Source organism: Streptomyces sp. NPDC046335, assembly GCF_055587985.1.
The window spans coordinates 220,915-235,014 of sequence record NZ_JBVJFF010000015.1; the positions used below are offsets into that span (position 1 = coordinate 220,915).

General features: G+C 68.6%; 11 protein-coding genes and 4 pseudogenes. 10 read left to right on the forward strand and 5 right to left on the reverse strand.

Going from position 1 to position 14,100, the window contains the following annotated elements; all coding sequences use genetic code 11:
• Nucleotides 1-10 precede the first annotated feature (10 nt).
• Together ACZ6JY_RS33180 and ACZ6JY_RS33185 are read left to right on the forward strand one after the other, a co-directional pair.
• Nucleotides 11-1,246, forward strand: coding sequence for an ATP-grasp domain-containing protein (locus tag ACZ6JY_RS33180; protein WP_469201909.1), 1,236 nt, complete (start codon nucleotides 11-13; stop codon nucleotides 1,244-1,246).
• A 60-nt stretch (nucleotides 1,247-1,306) separates the two neighbouring features.
• Nucleotides 1,307-2,533, forward strand: a complete 1,227-nt coding sequence (locus tag ACZ6JY_RS33185) for an ATP-grasp domain-containing protein (RefSeq protein WP_469201911.1) — start codon at nucleotides 1,307-1,309, stop codon at nucleotides 2,531-2,533.
• Between the two features lie 420 nt (nucleotides 2,534-2,953).
• Here the strand turns inward: ACZ6JY_RS33185 and ACZ6JY_RS33190 are convergent, their stop codons facing one another.
• Complete coding sequence (locus ACZ6JY_RS33190) at nucleotides 2,954-3,319, reverse strand: hypothetical protein (protein ID WP_469201913.1); 366 nt, start codon at nucleotides 3,317-3,319, stop codon at nucleotides 2,954-2,956.
• A gap of 84 nt (nucleotides 3,320-3,403) precedes the next feature.
• On the opposite strand from ACZ6JY_RS33190, the gene ACZ6JY_RS33195 reads away from it, so the two are divergent.
• Entirely contained in the window at nucleotides 3,404-3,604 is a 201-nt protein-coding gene (locus tag ACZ6JY_RS33195) for a hypothetical protein (RefSeq protein WP_469201915.1), read from the forward strand.
• A gap of 72 nt (nucleotides 3,605-3,676) precedes the next feature.
• On the opposite strand, the gene ACZ6JY_RS33200 is transcribed toward ACZ6JY_RS33195, so the two are convergent.
• Nucleotides 3,677-4,108: a peptidoglycan-binding domain-containing protein gene (locus ACZ6JY_RS33200; protein ID WP_469201917.1), complete on the reverse strand. Its 432-nt coding sequence runs from the start codon at nucleotides 4,106-4,108 to the stop codon at nucleotides 3,677-3,679.
• A gap of 473 nt (nucleotides 4,109-4,581) precedes the next feature.
• On the opposite strand from ACZ6JY_RS33200, the pseudogene ACZ6JY_RS33205 reads away from it, so the two are divergent.
• The 4 genes and pseudogenes from ACZ6JY_RS33205 to ACZ6JY_RS33220 form a co-directional block, all read left to right on the forward strand.
• Nucleotides 4,582-5,400, forward strand: a pseudogene (locus tag ACZ6JY_RS33205) (GH12 family glycosyl hydrolase domain-containing protein); the annotation flags it as partial.
• 23 nt (nucleotides 5,401-5,423) lie between these two features.
• Nucleotides 5,424-6,896, forward strand: coding sequence for a glycoside hydrolase family 6 protein (locus ACZ6JY_RS33210; RefSeq protein WP_469201919.1), 1,473 nt, complete (start codon nucleotides 5,424-5,426; stop codon nucleotides 6,894-6,896).
• The gene (locus ACZ6JY_RS33215; RefSeq protein WP_469201921.1) at nucleotides 6,893-8,032 is read left to right on the forward strand and encodes a lytic polysaccharide monooxygenase auxiliary activity family 9 protein; all 1,140 of its coding nucleotides are present in this window, start codon (nucleotides 6,893-6,895) and stop codon (nucleotides 8,030-8,032) included. The genes ACZ6JY_RS33210 and ACZ6JY_RS33215 overlap by 4 nt, the downstream gene beginning before the upstream one ends.
• A gap of 37 nt (nucleotides 8,033-8,069) precedes the next feature.
• Nucleotides 8,070-8,837, forward strand: a complete 768-nt coding sequence (locus ACZ6JY_RS33220) for a lytic polysaccharide monooxygenase auxiliary activity family 9 protein (protein WP_469201923.1) — start codon at nucleotides 8,070-8,072, stop codon at nucleotides 8,835-8,837.
• A 250-nt stretch (nucleotides 8,838-9,087) separates the two neighbouring features.
• On the opposite strand, the pseudogene ACZ6JY_RS33225 reads toward ACZ6JY_RS33220, so the two are convergent.
• Nucleotides 9,088-9,630: pseudogene (locus tag ACZ6JY_RS33225) on the reverse strand (helix-turn-helix transcriptional regulator); the annotation flags it as partial.
• A 191-nt stretch (nucleotides 9,631-9,821) separates the two neighbouring features.
• Here ACZ6JY_RS33225 and ACZ6JY_RS33230 point away from each other — a divergent pair.
• Both ACZ6JY_RS33230 and ACZ6JY_RS33235 read left to right on the forward strand, forming a co-directional pair.
• Nucleotides 9,822-9,890: pseudogene (locus ACZ6JY_RS33230) on the forward strand (VOC family protein); the annotation flags it as partial.
• A gap of 60 nt (nucleotides 9,891-9,950) precedes the next feature.
• A pseudogene (locus ACZ6JY_RS33235) lies at nucleotides 9,951-10,990 on the forward strand (transposase); the annotation flags it as partial.
• Between the two features lie 40 nt (nucleotides 10,991-11,030).
• On the opposite strand, the gene ACZ6JY_RS33240 reads toward ACZ6JY_RS33235, so the two are convergent.
• A complete protein-coding gene (locus tag ACZ6JY_RS33240; protein WP_469201925.1) occupies nucleotides 11,031-11,873 on the reverse strand; it encodes an IS5 family transposase in 843 nt (280 codons plus the stop codon).
• A 437-nt stretch (nucleotides 11,874-12,310) separates the two neighbouring features.
• The gene (locus tag ACZ6JY_RS33245; RefSeq protein WP_150508665.1) at nucleotides 12,311-13,087 is read right to left on the reverse strand and encodes an alpha/beta fold hydrolase; all 777 of its coding nucleotides are present in this window, start codon (nucleotides 13,085-13,087) and stop codon (nucleotides 12,311-12,313) included.
• Nucleotides 13,088-13,199: 112 nt separating this feature from the next.
• Between ACZ6JY_RS33245 and ACZ6JY_RS33250 the strand changes: the two genes are divergently transcribed.
• Complete coding sequence (locus ACZ6JY_RS33250) at nucleotides 13,200-14,027, forward strand: helix-turn-helix domain-containing protein (RefSeq protein WP_469201965.1); 828 nt, start codon at nucleotides 13,200-13,202, stop codon at nucleotides 14,025-14,027.
• The last annotated feature ends 73 nt before the right edge of the window (nucleotides 14,028-14,100 follow it).

The following is a 14,100-nucleotide window of genomic DNA, read 5'->3' on the forward strand; positions in this document are numbered from 1 at the left end:
GAGAACGTCCATGAGGCAGCGACACATCCTGTTGGTCGGCGGAATCGGCGGCCAGGGCCACGAACTGGCCAAGGCGACGGCGCTGGGGCTGCGCCACTCGATGATTCAGGTTCCCGAGTGGGCAAGCGCGGAACAGGCGGCGAACACCGCGCGGTACGCCGTCCTCGACTACCGCGACCCGGACGAATTCCTCCCCCTGGTCCGCGACTGGCACGCGGCGGACCCCTTCGACGCCGTGCTCTCCTTCACCGAGTACGGGCTGGAACCCGCCTCCAGGGCGGCCCTCGAGCTGGACATCCCGGGGGAGAACCTGGCCGCCGTCCTCGCAACACGCGACAAGACGAGAACCCGCGCGCTGCTCGACCGACACGGCCTCAGCCCCGTACGGCACCGGGTATGCCGATCCGAGCAGGACGCGGCGGCCTTCCTGACCGACGTCGGAAACCCGATCGTCCTGAAACCCTCGGCGGGTGGCCTCAGCGAGGGCGTCTACGTCGTCGAGTCCGCCCAGCAGCTCACCGAGCGGTGGGCCTGGACCACGTCGGTGTCCGGCCGGCAACCGGTGCTGGCGGAGGAGTACCTGACCGGACCCGAGTACAGCGTCGAGTCGATGTCCCGGCACGGCACGCACGAAGTCGTCATGATCACCGAGAAGCTGACGACCGACTTCCCGGGGTTCGTGGAGTTGGGCCACCAGAGCCCGGCCTGTCTCGACCCCGGCGAGCGGGCGGCCGTCGAGGACCTGACCCTGTCATTCCTCGACCTCATCGGCCAGCGGACGGGCCCGGTCCACAGCGAGGTACGCCTCACCTCGCACGGCCCGCGCATCATCGAGGCCCAGACCCGCGTCGGCGGCGACCAGATCTGGGAGATGTGCCAGATGGTCAGCGGGTCGGACCAGATCACGGAAACCATGTGCGCGCTGCTGGATCTGCCGGACCCGCCGCGCGCCCCGCAGGCCCGCGCCGCCGCGATCCGCTTCTTCTCCTACGAAGAGGTCCGCGTCCGGCACGTCGAGGGCGTCCCCGACGCCGAGCGGGCCCCCGGCGTCGTCCGCGTGGAGTGCACCCTGCGGCCCGGCCAGGAGCTGGGCCCCCTCTTGTCCTCCGCCGACCGCCAGGGATACGTACTGTGCGCCGGCGACAGCACGAAGGACGCCGTCGCGAAGGCCGAGGCGGCGCGGGAACTGGTCCGCGTGGACTGCGTACCGCTCACCACCACGCCGGCGCGGCACAGCGGCACATGAGTGCCGCGGGTGGCCGTCGGGCCACGCTCGGCCCCCCCGCACCGAACCAAGTGAGGAAACATGCGAATTCTCGTGTCCGGCACCAACCGGATGTGCCATGACCGCCTCCGCGCCCAGGGACACGAGCTGGTGCTCTTCGTCCCCCGGGGGAGAGCACAGCGCGAGGACGCGGTGGGCCTGTACACCCATGTGGTGATCCTTGACGACAGTGCCGGCTCCGACCTGTGGGCCGACGTCGCCGAGTCCCTGCACCGCCGCACACCTTTCGCCGCCGTCGCCGCGTACAACGAACACACGTATCCCATCGTGCGGGCCATCAGCGAGCGGCTGGACATCCCCACCACCGTCGATCTCGACCTGTTCGAGAAGGTGCTCGACAAGGCGAGGATGCGGGCGGTCCTCGACGAACACGAGCTCCCGAGCTGCCGGTACGGCTTCGCCCGCGGGAGGCAGGCCGTGCTGGAGGCCGTCGAGGAGATCGGCCTGCCGTGCATCGTCAAACCGGTGGACACCGAGGCCAGCGTGGGCGTGTCGCACATCGACACGGCCGAGGACATCGAGGCCGCCCTGCGCCGGGTCGGCCGCCACCACATTGACCGCGGTGTGGTGGTGGAGGAGTTCCTGGACGGCGAGGAGTACAGCGTTGAGGGGATCTCCATCGGCCGCGACCACCGCATCGTCGCTGTGACCCGCAAGTTCACCGACCCCGACACGTTCGTCTCGCGGGGCCACGTGGTGCCCGCCCCCCTCACCCCCGAAGAGCACGAGGCCGTAACCGCCTACGTCACCCGGGTCCTTGACGCCTTCGGCTTCCACGACTGCCCCTCGCACACCGAGGTCATGCTCACCTCGCGCGGACCCCGGATCATCGAGATGCACAACCGGGTTGCCGGGGACGCCATCATGGACCTCGTCCGTCTCGCCACCGAGGTGGACCTGTACGACCTGATCGCGCGGCAGAGCATCGGCGAGGACGTCGGCGCCCTGCTGCCCGACCGAATCGTCCCCGTGCGCAGCGCCGCGGTCTGGTACGCGGCTCCCTCCGGGCCGCCGACACACACCTTGGTACAGGTGCGGGGAGTCGAAGAGGTCCGCGAACTGCCGTACGTCGACACCGTGACGCTGTTGCGGGAACCGGGAAGCCCGCAGCCGACGGTCACGCAGAACTTCGACCGTTCCGGCTGTGTCATCGCCGTCGGCGACTCACCGCAGCAGGCACTGGCCCGCGCCCGCGAGGCGACCGGAATGCTGTCCTTCGTCTATACGTGGAGCAGCCGCGAGAGGTGAGCGCCTCAGGCCCCCGGCCGTGCGGGCGACCGGGGAACGCGGAACGGGTCAGGACCAGACACGTCCGCGCCACTGCCCCTGCCGCGGGCCGGGGGAGGGCTCCGGAGAGTCAGGCGATGCGGACGCTTCAGCCGTTTCGGCCGCATCAACGATCTTGTCGAAGGACTCCCGGCTGGTTGCCTTGTACGTATTCGACTGGGCTGCCAGATCGACATCCAGCGTGAGCGTGCCGTTGACCACGCTCGTCCAGGTCCCCGGCAGGGCTCCTTGGGGTCGGTCCGCCACTCGAGCAGATCGAAGTAGTGCTGGTCCAGGCTGTTGCGGCCTCACCTTTCATGGATGCCCGCCTCCATCGTCCGTGGACTCGGCAGAAATCCAACAGCGCTCCCTCGTGCCGGGACAGCCCGCAACCGGCAGAGTTCATGTCAGACAGCAGCGCAGCCTGCGCCGGTGCGGCATGCGCTGGACGGCGAGTCCAACTGTCTGCCGAGGATGATGCTCGGCGTGGGAGGCGGCCACCCCGACATGCGACCTGGGGTGCGCCAACCAGCCGATGTGCCGGATCAGGTCGATGCACGAGGAGAAGGGGAGCGTCGCCTCCGGCTCGTCCAGGACGTAGAGCCCGGCGTGCGGGAACTTGCCGCGGAACACCCGGAGCCCGCGCCCCGGGGCGGCGTAGCGCCCGTCGTGGGAGCCGCCGTAGGGGCCCAGACCGAACCCCTCGGCCGGCGCCTCGACCAAGGTCGACTTAGCCGGCGCCGAAGCCATGGTCGCGGTCGCGCTCATGACCGCACTCGCAGACGTCGCTCAAATGTCCGATTCCTTAGATGGCGAGACGGAGACGCAGGTACCCGGCCGCCCGACGGCTGGATGGGCGCGGACCTCGGAGGGGACCGCATCCCCGAGCGGCCGGCGATGACCGAGCGGCACACCGGCAGCGAGGTCATCGACTACACCTGTACCGATGTGGGCGCCGAACCCAGGGAACGCAGACAAGCCCCCTCCACGTATGACATGTTCAACCGACGGCTGCGTACACGCGGTCACCCGGCCGGACGGGCCAACGGCTGAAGAGCCGCGGACCTGAACGGCGGAGAACCGGAGCCCGCCGAACTGGCCGCACCCGCGGTGCTCGGACGCGTCTCAGGCGTTGAACTTCCAGAAGGCGTCCTTGGTCTTGGCACCGAACGCGCCGTCCACGGCGAGCCCGTAGCCGCCCCAGTAGTTCAGGTGCTTCTGCAGCCCCTTGATGGTCTTGGGCCCGACGATCCCGTCGACGTCGGAACCCCGGAACCCGAACTCCTTCTGCGCGGCCTTCCAACTGGCCGTTCCCAGCTTCCCGTCGATCGTCCCGGGGTTCTGACCCAGATCCTTCAGCCAGCGCTGCCAGTTCTTGGCCCGCGCCGTGTTCAGACCGAGGTTGTCGTACTGGGCCGAGACGTCCTGGGGGAGTTCGGCGGACATGACGTCCGACGCAGGCGCCGCGGAACTGACGCTCGCTCCCGCGAGCCCTCCGACGGCGAGTCCGACGACGGCGGTCGCGCTGACGAGTGCCCGTGTGAAAGCAGGTCGCATGGTTCTCTCTCTTCTGTCGATTGTCGGCATCGTGCGGCCGGAGCATTGCCGAGCCGCCGGCGGGATCGCCCCGACGCACCAGCGGCCCATGGCCCGGAGCGCCCAGCGCGAGTTACGCCTTCGGCGGCCAGGAAGAACCGGCCGAGCTGTGCGCATGGGCGGCCCGCCCCGATACAACCAGCGCGTTAGCGGCTCGTACCGAGCTGATCCGCCGGCGCACCGCGACGGCCACGGCCACGGGTACGGCCACGGCCACGGCCACAGACCGCTGGACGCTGACCGGCGACACCTACGCGCCGCCTTTGACCTGCTGTTGCCGAAATTCCCTCACCGAATTGCCGCGCCCGCTCTTGTCAGGAACATGTAAAGCTTTTAGAGTCCCCGACCGAACCACCAGTGGGAGCGCTCCCATCATGGGGGACACGGGACGCGCCCACAAGGTCGCCCCCCGCACCCCAACGAGAGGCCCCCGCATGCGACCGATAACGCATCACATCCGCGCCCCGCGCGGCCTGTTGGGAACGCTCCTCACCGCTCTTGCCGTCGTGGCCGCGCTCGTCACGGCGACGGCACCGGCGGCGCAGGCCGACACCACGATCTGCGAACCGTTCGGCTCGACCACGGTCCAGGGGCGCTACGTCGCCCAGAACAACCGCTGGGGCACCAGCGAAACGCAGTGCGTCTCCGTCTCGGACACGGGCTTCAGGATCACCCGGGCCGACGGCTCCGTACCGACCAGCGGCGCCCCCAAGTCGTACCCGTCGGTCTTCAACGGCTGCCACTACACCAAGTGCTCGCCGGGGACCAGCCTTCCGGCACGGCTAAGCACCATCTCCAGCGCGCCCACCAGCATCTCCTACGGCTATGTCGGCGACGCGGTCTACAACGCCTCGTACGACATCTGGCTCGATCCGACGCCACGGAAGGACGGCGTGAACCGGACCGAGATCATGGTCTGGTTCCACAGGGCGGGCGCGGTTCAGCCCGTGGGCTCCCAGGTGGGCGCGGCCACAGTGGCCGGGCGCACCTGGCAGGTCTGGTCGGGCAACAACGGCGGCAACGACGTGCTGAGCTTCGTCGCCACCTCGACGATCACGAGCTGGAGCTTCGACGTCATGGACTTCGTCCGGCAGGCGGTCGACCGAGGCATGGCACGGAACGACTGGTACCTGACGAGTGTTCAGGCCGGTTTCGAGCCCTGGCGGAACGGCACCGGACTGTCGGTGAACTCCTTCTCGTCGAGCGTCCACCTCGGCCTCACCCGTCCCGGGACCCGCTCCGGCTCCGACGCCCTCCGAGGCCCTGAGGAGACACGATGACCGATCCGAAGAGACAAGCCGACCCGCGCACCGGGCGTGCGCGTCGGGGCCGGTCGGTGGCCCTGGTCACCGCACTGGCCGTCCTGATGCTCGGCGCCGCGGGCGGGATCACGGCAAAGCCCGCGGCCGCCGCGGAAGCGCATGTCGACAACGCCTTCGCCGGGGCGACCCTCTACGTCAACCCCGACTACGCGGCCAACGTCAGAGGTTCCATCACCAGGACCTCCGACCCCGCGCTCAAGGCGAAGATGGAGAAGGTCAAGAGGTACCCCACCGCCGTCTGGCTGGACCGGATCGCGGCGATCCACGGGGGTGACGCCAACGCCGGCCGCAAGAGCCTCGCCGACCACCTCGACCAGGCACTGGCCCAGAAGAAGCCCGGGAAGCCGATCACGGCCACGTTCGTCGTCTACGACCTGCCCGGGAGGGACTGCGCTTCCCTCGCCTCCAACGGCGAACTGCCGCTGACCGAAGCGGGCCTCGACCGCTACAAGAACGACTACATCGACGTCATCGCGAGCGTCTTCAAGAAACCCAAGTACCGGAAGGTCCGCATCGCCACAGTCGTCGAACCGGACAGCCTGCCGAACCTGGTGACCAACACCGCCGACCCGGAGTGCGCCCTGGCCAAGAGCAGCGGCATCTACACGCAGGCCGTCCAGTACGCGCTCGACAAGCTGCACGCCGTCCCCAACGTCTACACGTACCTGGACGCCGCCCACTCCGGCTGGCTCGGCTGGGACACCAACCGAGCGCAGGCCGTGCAGTTGTACACCGAGGTGGCCAAGGGCACCGCGGCCGGGCCGAGCAGCGTCGACGGGCTGGTCACCAACGTCTCCAACTACACGCCGATCGAGGAGCCGTTTCTGACCGACCCCGACAGGACGGTCGGCGGCGGCATGGTCAAGTCCAGCAAGTTCTACGGGTGGAACCCCGGCTTCGACGAGTCGGATTTCACCAGGGACCTGCACCGGGGCCTGGTCGCGGCGGGCTGGCCCGCCTCCACCGGCATGGTCGTCGACACCTCGCGCAACGGCTGGGGCGGCCCCGCCCGGCCGACCGCCGAGAGCACGAGCAACGAGCTCGACACCTACGTCACCGAGTCCAAGGTCGACCGCCGCGCGCACCGCGGCCTGTGGTGCAACGTCGACGGCGCCGGGCTCGGGCAGCCGCCGCGGAGTGCGCCTTCCGGCTTCCCGGACTCGCACCTGGACGCCTTCCTGTGGGTGAAGCCGCCGGGCGAGTCCGACGGAACCGGCGAGGACATCCCGAACGACGAGGGCAAGGGCAAGGACCCGATGTGCGACCCCACCTACACCGCGCCCGGCGCGGGTGACAACAAGACCGGTGCCCTGCCCGGCGCACCCCTGGCCGGTCACTGGTTCCACGACCAGTTCTCGATGCTGGTGAGGAACGCCCACCCGGCCGTGCCGGCCGGCCCGAAGGCCACGGCGAAGGAGACCTCATGACCCCGAGCGCCCGGACCACTCCAACCGCCTCGAGCACCCCGCTCACTCGCAGCGCCCGAGGCAGGAAGCGGCCGCTGACCCTGCTGGTGGCGGTGCTCGCCACCCTGCTCAGCGGGCTCGGCCTGACGCTGATCGGCCAGACCAGCGCCCAGGCGCACGGGGTGACGATGACCCCTGGATCACGGACCTACCTCTGCTACCTGGACGCCAAGACCAGTACCGGCGCGCTCGACCCGACGAACCCGGCGTGCAAGGCGGCGCTCGCGGAGAGCGGTGCGAACGCGCTGTACAACTGGTTCGCCGTGCTCGACTCCCAGGCCGGCGGACGCGGTCCTGGCTACGTCCCGGACGGCAAGCTGTGCAGTGCCGGTGACCGTTCTCCGTACAACTTCACCGGCTACAACGCCGCCCGCGCCGACTGGCCCCGTACGCACCTCACCTCCGGGTCGACCATCAAGATCAAGCACAGCAACTGGGCGGCGCACCCCGGTGACTTCCGGGTGTACGTCTCCAAGCCCGGCTACTCACCCACGGAGCCGCTGGGCTGGGACGACCTGGAGCTCGTCCAGACCGTCACCGACCCGCCGCAGTCCGGCCCGGTGGGCAGCGAGTCCGGTCACTACTACTGGGACCTCAAGCTGCCCTCGGGCCGCTCGGGCGACGCGATGATGTTCATCCAGTGGGTGCGGTCGGACAGCCAGGAGAACTTCTTCTCCTGCTCCGACATCGTCTTCGACGGCGGCAACGGCGAGGTGACGGGAGTCCGCGACCCGGGCAACACCCCCACACCCACCCCCACGCCGACCCCGACCCCGGACGACCCGCACACCGGGTGCATGGCCCTCTACAAGGTGACCAACCAATGGGACGGCGGCTTCCAGGGCTCCGTGGAGGTGATGAACCACAACACCGCCGCCCGTGATGGATGGGCCGTCCGCTGGCAGCCGGGCGCGGGCACGAAGGTCAACCAGGTCTGGAACGGCACCCTCAGCATCGGCTCCGACGGCGAGGTCACGGTCAAGAACGCCGATCACAACCGCACCATCCCGCCCGACGGCACCGTGACCTTCGGCTTCACGGCCACCTCGACCGGGAGCAACCTGCCAGTCGGCTCGATCACCTGCGTCAAACCCTGAGAAACCATCCGAAGAAGCGGAGCGGAAGAAGGAGATCATGGACTGTCATTTACGTGCCGGCGGCGAGCGAGCACACAGGGAGCGGGAGCAGGGCGAGACAACTCTCGGCAAGCGGGCCCGCAGCGGCAGCGGCAGCGGCAGCGGCAGCGGTAGCGGTAGCGGACAGCGCCGGCTGACGCTCGTCCTGAGCGTCTTGGGCGCCGTGCTGCTCGGTCTGATCCCCTGGAGCGGTCCCGCCGTGGCTCACGGATCGGTCGTCGATCCGGCGTCGCGCAACTACGGCTGCTGGCAGCGCTGGGGCAGCGACTTCCAGAATCCGGCCATGGCCACTCAGGACCCCATGTGCTGGCAGGCATGGCGGGCCGACCCCAATGCCATGTGGAACTGGAACGGCCTGTACCGCAACGGCTCAGGCGGTAACTTCCCGGCCGCCGTCCCCGACGGCCAGTTGTGCAGCGGGGGCCGCACTGAGGGCGGCCGGTACAACGCGTTGGACGCGGTGGGCCCGTGGAAGACGACGGACATCGGCGCCGACTTCGACGTCAAGCTGTACGACCAGGCCAGCCACGGCGCGGACTACTTCCTGGTCTATGTCACCCGGCAAGGCTTTGACCCGACCACCCAGCCGCTGCGCTGGAGTGACCTGGAACTGGTGGCCCGAACCGGTAAGTACGCGCCCAGCCAGAACTACACGATCCCTGTGCGCACGTCCGGTTACAGCGGTCGTCATGTCGTCTACACGGTCTGGCAGGCGTCGCACATGGATCAGACCTACTTCCTGTGCAGCGACGTGAACTTCCGCTGACCGCGCCGGCACCCTGACGCACCGAGCGCCGCTCCAAGGCCGGGCCGCCGCCCCCTCCGACGGCCCGACCCGGTTCGGTGACAGGACCCTCAGCCTGGTGCCGCCGTAGCGCCTGGTCCATGGGGTGGGCCAGCCGGACTGCGACATAGAGCGGGTACACGACGCCCGCGATGGACCGGGAAACGAGGAGCGCCGGGTCGGCAGGGTCGACGAGTCCGACGGTATGTAGTCCGGTCGGTTGTACCTGTACCACCCGGTCGGCCCGGAAAGTACGCCACTGGCCCCGGGCGATGCCCCGGGCGACGAAGTACCAGCGTCGGCCTGTGTGCACCAGGCGATAGGGGGCGACGCCCCGGACAGTGTCCTTCCCCGCATGGTCGCGGTACGACAGACGGGTGCGCTCGCCACGACGGCAGACGGCGGCCAGTTCCAGCAGCACACCGGGCGAGATCTGACGGCCCTCGGGCCTGGGAGTGTGTACGAAGGTCGAGTCCATCTCCCCCAGCTGGTCCGCGATCCGGGGCGGCAGGACCTGCCGCAGTTTCAACAGCGCCGACAGCGCGGCCTGTTCGCTGCCCACCTCGTCTTCGATGCCGTAACCGAGTTCAGGCAGGCGGGTGATGTCACGCCGGACCGTGCGGTCAGTGACCGCCATACGCTCGGCCAGCTCATGGCAGGTCCACGTCGGTCGGCTGGACAGCAGCGAGACCAGTCGCAGCAGGCGGGCGGAGGTGCTGATCACATCCCGAAGTGTTCCCCATGACCAGGACCGGAACTGTCTGGGTCCCGTCATTGCGTCTTCCTCATGAGTACTGAACCCACATCCGGACCCGCGATCCGCTTGCTGTCCGTCGACTTCGACTGCTTGGACCCCGCCGAGCTGGCTCGCTTCTACGGGGACGCGCTCGGCCTGCCCGTCGTCTACTCCAGCGATGACTTCATCCTCCTCGGTCGGGAGGGTTCACCCGGCTGGGCTTTATCCGGGTGGCCGACTACCGGCGTCCGACCTGGCCGGACCCGTCTCAGGGCAAGCAGGCTCACATGGAGTTGGGCGTCGACGATCTGGACGCCGCCCACGCACGGATGCTGGCACTGGGCGCCATGGAAACCTCGTTCATTCCGGGCCGGCCCTATTTCTTCGTGGCTGTGCTGGAGCCGGGTGCCACGTCCTGGACCGCGATCCTGGACGCGGTGCGGCTCGGTCCGGGACGACGCGACCGCGATCACCGCCGCCCAGCTACGTGGAGTCGTTGAGCGGCTCATCGCCGCGGGCCAGTTGCAGGCCGGGGACCCGCATATAGTGATCGTCAGCGACGCCGGTTACGACGTCACCCGCCTGGCCTGGGTCCTGCGCGACCTACCAGTCGAGCTGGTCGGCCGAGTCCGCTCCGACCGCGTCATGCGTCTGCCGAAACCACCGAGGACGCACGGCGTCAAGGGTCGGCCTCCCAAGCACGGCCCGGAATTCCGCTTCACCAAACCGGAGACCTGGTCACCACGGTCACCGACACCACCAACTACGGCAAGGCCGAAACCCAGGCATGGGACCGGGTCCACCCCCGACTCGCTCACCATTCCTCATGGCTCGACCATGGTGGTGAACTCCCGCTGGTCGAGGGAACATTGATGCGGTTGAAGGTCGAGCACCCATCGAAGGACCGGGATGTCCTGCCGGTGTGGTTGTGGCCCTCCAAGACCGGTGCCACCCCGGACGACGTGAACCGTTCCTGGCAGGCATTTCTCCGCCGCTTCGATCTGGAGCCACCTTCCGCTTCGCGAAGCAAACCCTCGGCTGGACGCCCCCGAAACTCCGTACCCCCGAGGCGGCGGACCGCTGGACCTGGATGCTGATCGTCGCCCACACCCAGCTCCGGCTTGCCCGGCCACCGGCCCCTCGCCGCAGACCTCCGTCGGCCCTGGGAGAAACCCGCCGCACCCGACCGGCTGACCCCGGCCCGGGTCCGCCGGGGGTTCAGGAACATCCGCGCTCACCTTGCCTGCCCGACCGGTGTTCCCAACCCCCCCCCGGCGCTGGCCCCGGTCGGCCACCTGGCACCAAGACCAAGCGCCGGGCGCCCCGCTACGACGCCGGCAAGACCGTCAAACGCCCCGAAACCCTAAGGGCCATCGGCAGACCTGGTAGGTCCTGGTAGATAAAGAACAAGCTAAGAGGTCGCGCAGATAGGCGTGTATTCATGGGCTACGGTGTGGGCGTGCGTCCCAGCGGTGAGTCATCCATGCCTGACGTATCAGGCTACGTACGGTGATGACGGCGTCGGCGAGGTCGAAGAAGGCGTCAATGACGATGAGCCGGCGCTCGTAGCAGCGGGCGAGGCGGTGGACGGCGTTCTGCCAGGCGTGGGTGCGTTCGACGTGCCAACGCTGGCTGGCTTGGATGGGGGCCTTCTCCCCCTTGTGCGCGATGCGTCCGTGCAGGCCCCGTTCGCTGAGTAGCGCGCGGGTCTTGTCCGAGTCGTAGCCGGCGTCCAGGTGCACGGTGATGTCGTCGGGTAACGGCCCCAGGTCGTCCAGGGGGTCCAGGGTCGGGGCGAGCAACGGGGAGTCGTGGCGGTTGGCACCGGCCAGGACGCGGCCCAGGGGAATGCCGTATCCGTCCGTCATGCCTGAGCGTTTCAGGCCCTGTTTGCCGCGGTCGACCGGGGAGCGGCCGGCCACCTCGCCGCCTCCAGGGGCTTTGGTGATCGAGCCGTCGACGGCGATCTGGTCGAGGACGAGGCCGACGATTCGGTCGTAGGACTCCAGCGCGATCTGCTTGAACCTGGCGAAGACGCCGAGTCGTATCCACTCGTTGCGGCGGTTGCGGATCGTGGTGGCCGAGCAGGTTGTGTCGGCGATCGCCTGGTAGGAGCAGCCGAAGCGCAGGAGTTGCAGCATTTTGTCGAAGATGATGCGGTCGCTGATGCGCGGGCGGTGGCAGCCCAGCGGATGGTCCGGGTGGTACTCCGGCCGCTCGGGCAGCAGGGACGCCAATTGGTCCCAGAGCGGTTCGGTCAGCCATGATGGCAGCACAGGCACAGGTCTCCCCAATGAGTGATGTGCATCGTGGTCACGGCTCTGGGCAGGAGAAGTACTCGCGCTGCTCGTCGGCTGGTGTCCACGACGATCAGGTCAGAGGCCACGTGGCCATGCCGCGGGCTCGAACTTGGTCCGCAGACGTCCCCGGGCCACGAGGCGGTCAAGTCGTCGCTGCTCGGCTCGTAGAGCGACAGCAGACCCTCGACGTCACCGGCCTACAGGTAGTCCATGAACAAGGGCCCCACCTGCTGAGCGTGTCTCGGCATGGCGCCGGGCGATGAGACCGACCTGCTTGTCGCCCCGGTCGGCCGCGGCAAGCAGGTCTGGCTGGGGTGCGTATCAACGCGGGAGGGTCGGGCCTAGGCCTCGCACTGTCACGCGGCGGGGCGTCCCGCGGGTGATCGGGGACGAAGTCGATTTTCAGGCCGCGCAGATGGTCAGGCTGCTGGTGCGAATGCCGTGATTGCGTCGACGAGGTCGGCCGGAGCTTCCAGCGGGATCAGGTGACCCGTGTTCGGAATCACCGTGAAATCGGCTCCGGAGAGGTAGGGCACCAGGTTGTTGACGAGCACGTCGACGGGCTCGACATGGTCGTTCTCCCCGGCGACGACGAGGGCGGGGACGCTGATCATGCGGGTGTGCTCGCAGACGTCCTCCGCGATGCCGCGCAGCGGCCACTCCGTGCGGGCGGCGTCGGTGCTGGCCCGCGAGTCGGTCGCGATCTGCGACTTGATCGATTCAGGCAGCTCGGTCGCGGTGAGGATGTGATCCCGTGCGCCGGCGACGGACTCGTCGGAGTCGTAGGCGTGGGAAAGGCCTTCCCGGTACTCGGGAGTGATCCCTGCGGCGGGCTTCGCCGGACCGGAACCGACGAGGATGATCCCCCGGAGGCCGACGGGCCGGGTCGCCGCGATGAGCTGCGCGACCTTGCCACCCATGGAATGTCCGACGAGGACGTAGTCGGTGACGCCCGCGTCGGCGATCACGGCGAGCGTGTCATCGGCGAGTTGGCGGAGGGTGTAAGGGCCGGCCAGGTTGCTCGAGCGACTCCACCCGCGGAAGTCGACAGTGAGCATGTCGCGTCCCGCCAGGCGGTCGACGACGAGGTCCCAGGTGCGGGCGGATCCACCCCAGTAGTGCAGAAACACCAGGGTCGGTCCGGTCCCCGGCCGGTGGTCATAAGCGGGCAGTAGCGGCTGCTGCGTCGTGTTCATCGTGAATCTCTCGATCAGTGTTCTGGGGCGGTTGTTCTGTGTGTTCATTGAATCTCTGCCGCTGTGCCGGGGCATCGGCATGACTGGTCGCCTGTTGGTGGAAACTGGACAGATGACTGTGATCCGGCAGATGACCTACCAGCCCGTCGGGCGCCGTGCCGCCACTGTCGAAACCATGACGTTCGACCGCCTTCGCGAGCTGAACGACGGCGGGACACAGCGTGCCGACTTCCACGTCCTCGCCGTCGTCGATGCCGGGCACGGATCCGTCACCGTGGACTTCCTCCGACACCCGCTCCAGGAGCGGTCCGCGGTGTGGGTCGCTCCTGGAGCTGTGCACCGATGGGATGACATCGCTGGCGTGGCTGGGCACGTCGTGCTGTTCGTGCCGACCGCGCCGGTCACCCACGCCACCCGGGAGCTCGTCGGGTTCCCGGACCTGGTTGCACACTGGAACATTCCCGACGCCGACTGGCCGTTCGTCGACACCGCCCGCAACCATCTCCTCCTCGAAGCATCCGCCCCACCAGGGGATAGCTCGACGGAGCTGCCCGAGATCCTGCTCTCCGCGCTCATCGCCCGGCTCCGGCCCCCGCACGCCGAAGCACGGTCGATCAATCCGGTGTTTAGACTGTTCCGGTCCAGCGTCGAAGCGCACTACCGGGAACATCACGACGCCGGCTACTACGCCCGGACACTGGGATACGCGCCCCGCACCCTCTCAAGAGCGGTGCAGCAGGTCACCGGCCGCAGCGCGAAGGCGTACATCGTCGATCGGATCGTCCTGGAAGCCAAACGGCTCCTCGCACACGACCGTCTCACCGCGGCCGCCTGCGCCAACACGCTCGGCTTCCCCGACGCGTCCAACTTCTCGGTGTTCTTCCGGAAGGCGACAGGCATGCGCCCGGGCGCATGGCAGGCGACGGTGGCCGTCGAGTGAGGGGGTGTACTTGAGAAAGGCACTCAAATCCATGATCACAGAGCGTTGCACCTCCGTGATCGCCAGGGCCCAG

What these genes read in the sequence shown, in the direction of transcription:
- ACZ6JY_RS33210 (WP_469201919.1), top strand. Translation starts at nt 5,424, where the DNA reads ATGACCGATCCGAAGAGACAAGCCGACCCGCGCACCGGGCGTGCGCGT.
- ACZ6JY_RS33220 (WP_469201923.1), top strand. Translation starts at nt 8,070, where the DNA reads ATGGACTGTCATTTACGTGCCGGCGGCGAGCGAGCACACAGGGAGCGG.
- ACZ6JY_RS33250 (WP_469201965.1), top strand. Translation starts at nt 13,200, where the DNA reads ATGACTGTGATCCGGCAGATGACCTACCAGCCCGTCGGGCGCCGTGCC.
- ACZ6JY_RS33195 (WP_469201915.1), top strand. Translation starts at nt 3,404, where the DNA reads ATGGGCGCGGACCTCGGAGGGGACCGCATCCCCGAGCGGCCGGCGATG.
- ACZ6JY_RS33180 (WP_469201909.1), top strand. Translation starts at nt 11, where the DNA reads ATGAGGCAGCGACACATCCTGTTGGTCGGCGGAATCGGCGGCCAGGGC.
- ACZ6JY_RS33245 (WP_150508665.1), bottom strand. Translation starts at nt 13,087, where the DNA reads ATGAACACGACGCAGCAGCCGCTACTGCCCGCTTATGACCACCGGCCG.
- ACZ6JY_RS33200 (WP_469201917.1), bottom strand. Translation starts at nt 4,108, where the DNA reads ATGCGACCTGCTTTCACACGGGCACTCGTCAGCGCGACCGCCGTCGTC.
- ACZ6JY_RS33190 (WP_469201913.1), bottom strand. Translation starts at nt 3,319, where the DNA reads ATGAGCGCGACCGCGACCATGGCTTCGGCGCCGGCTAAGTCGACCTTG.
- ACZ6JY_RS33215 (WP_469201921.1), top strand. Translation starts at nt 6,893, where the DNA reads ATGACCCCGAGCGCCCGGACCACTCCAACCGCCTCGAGCACCCCGCTC.
- ACZ6JY_RS33185 (WP_469201911.1), top strand. Translation starts at nt 1,307, where the DNA reads ATGCGAATTCTCGTGTCCGGCACCAACCGGATGTGCCATGACCGCCTC.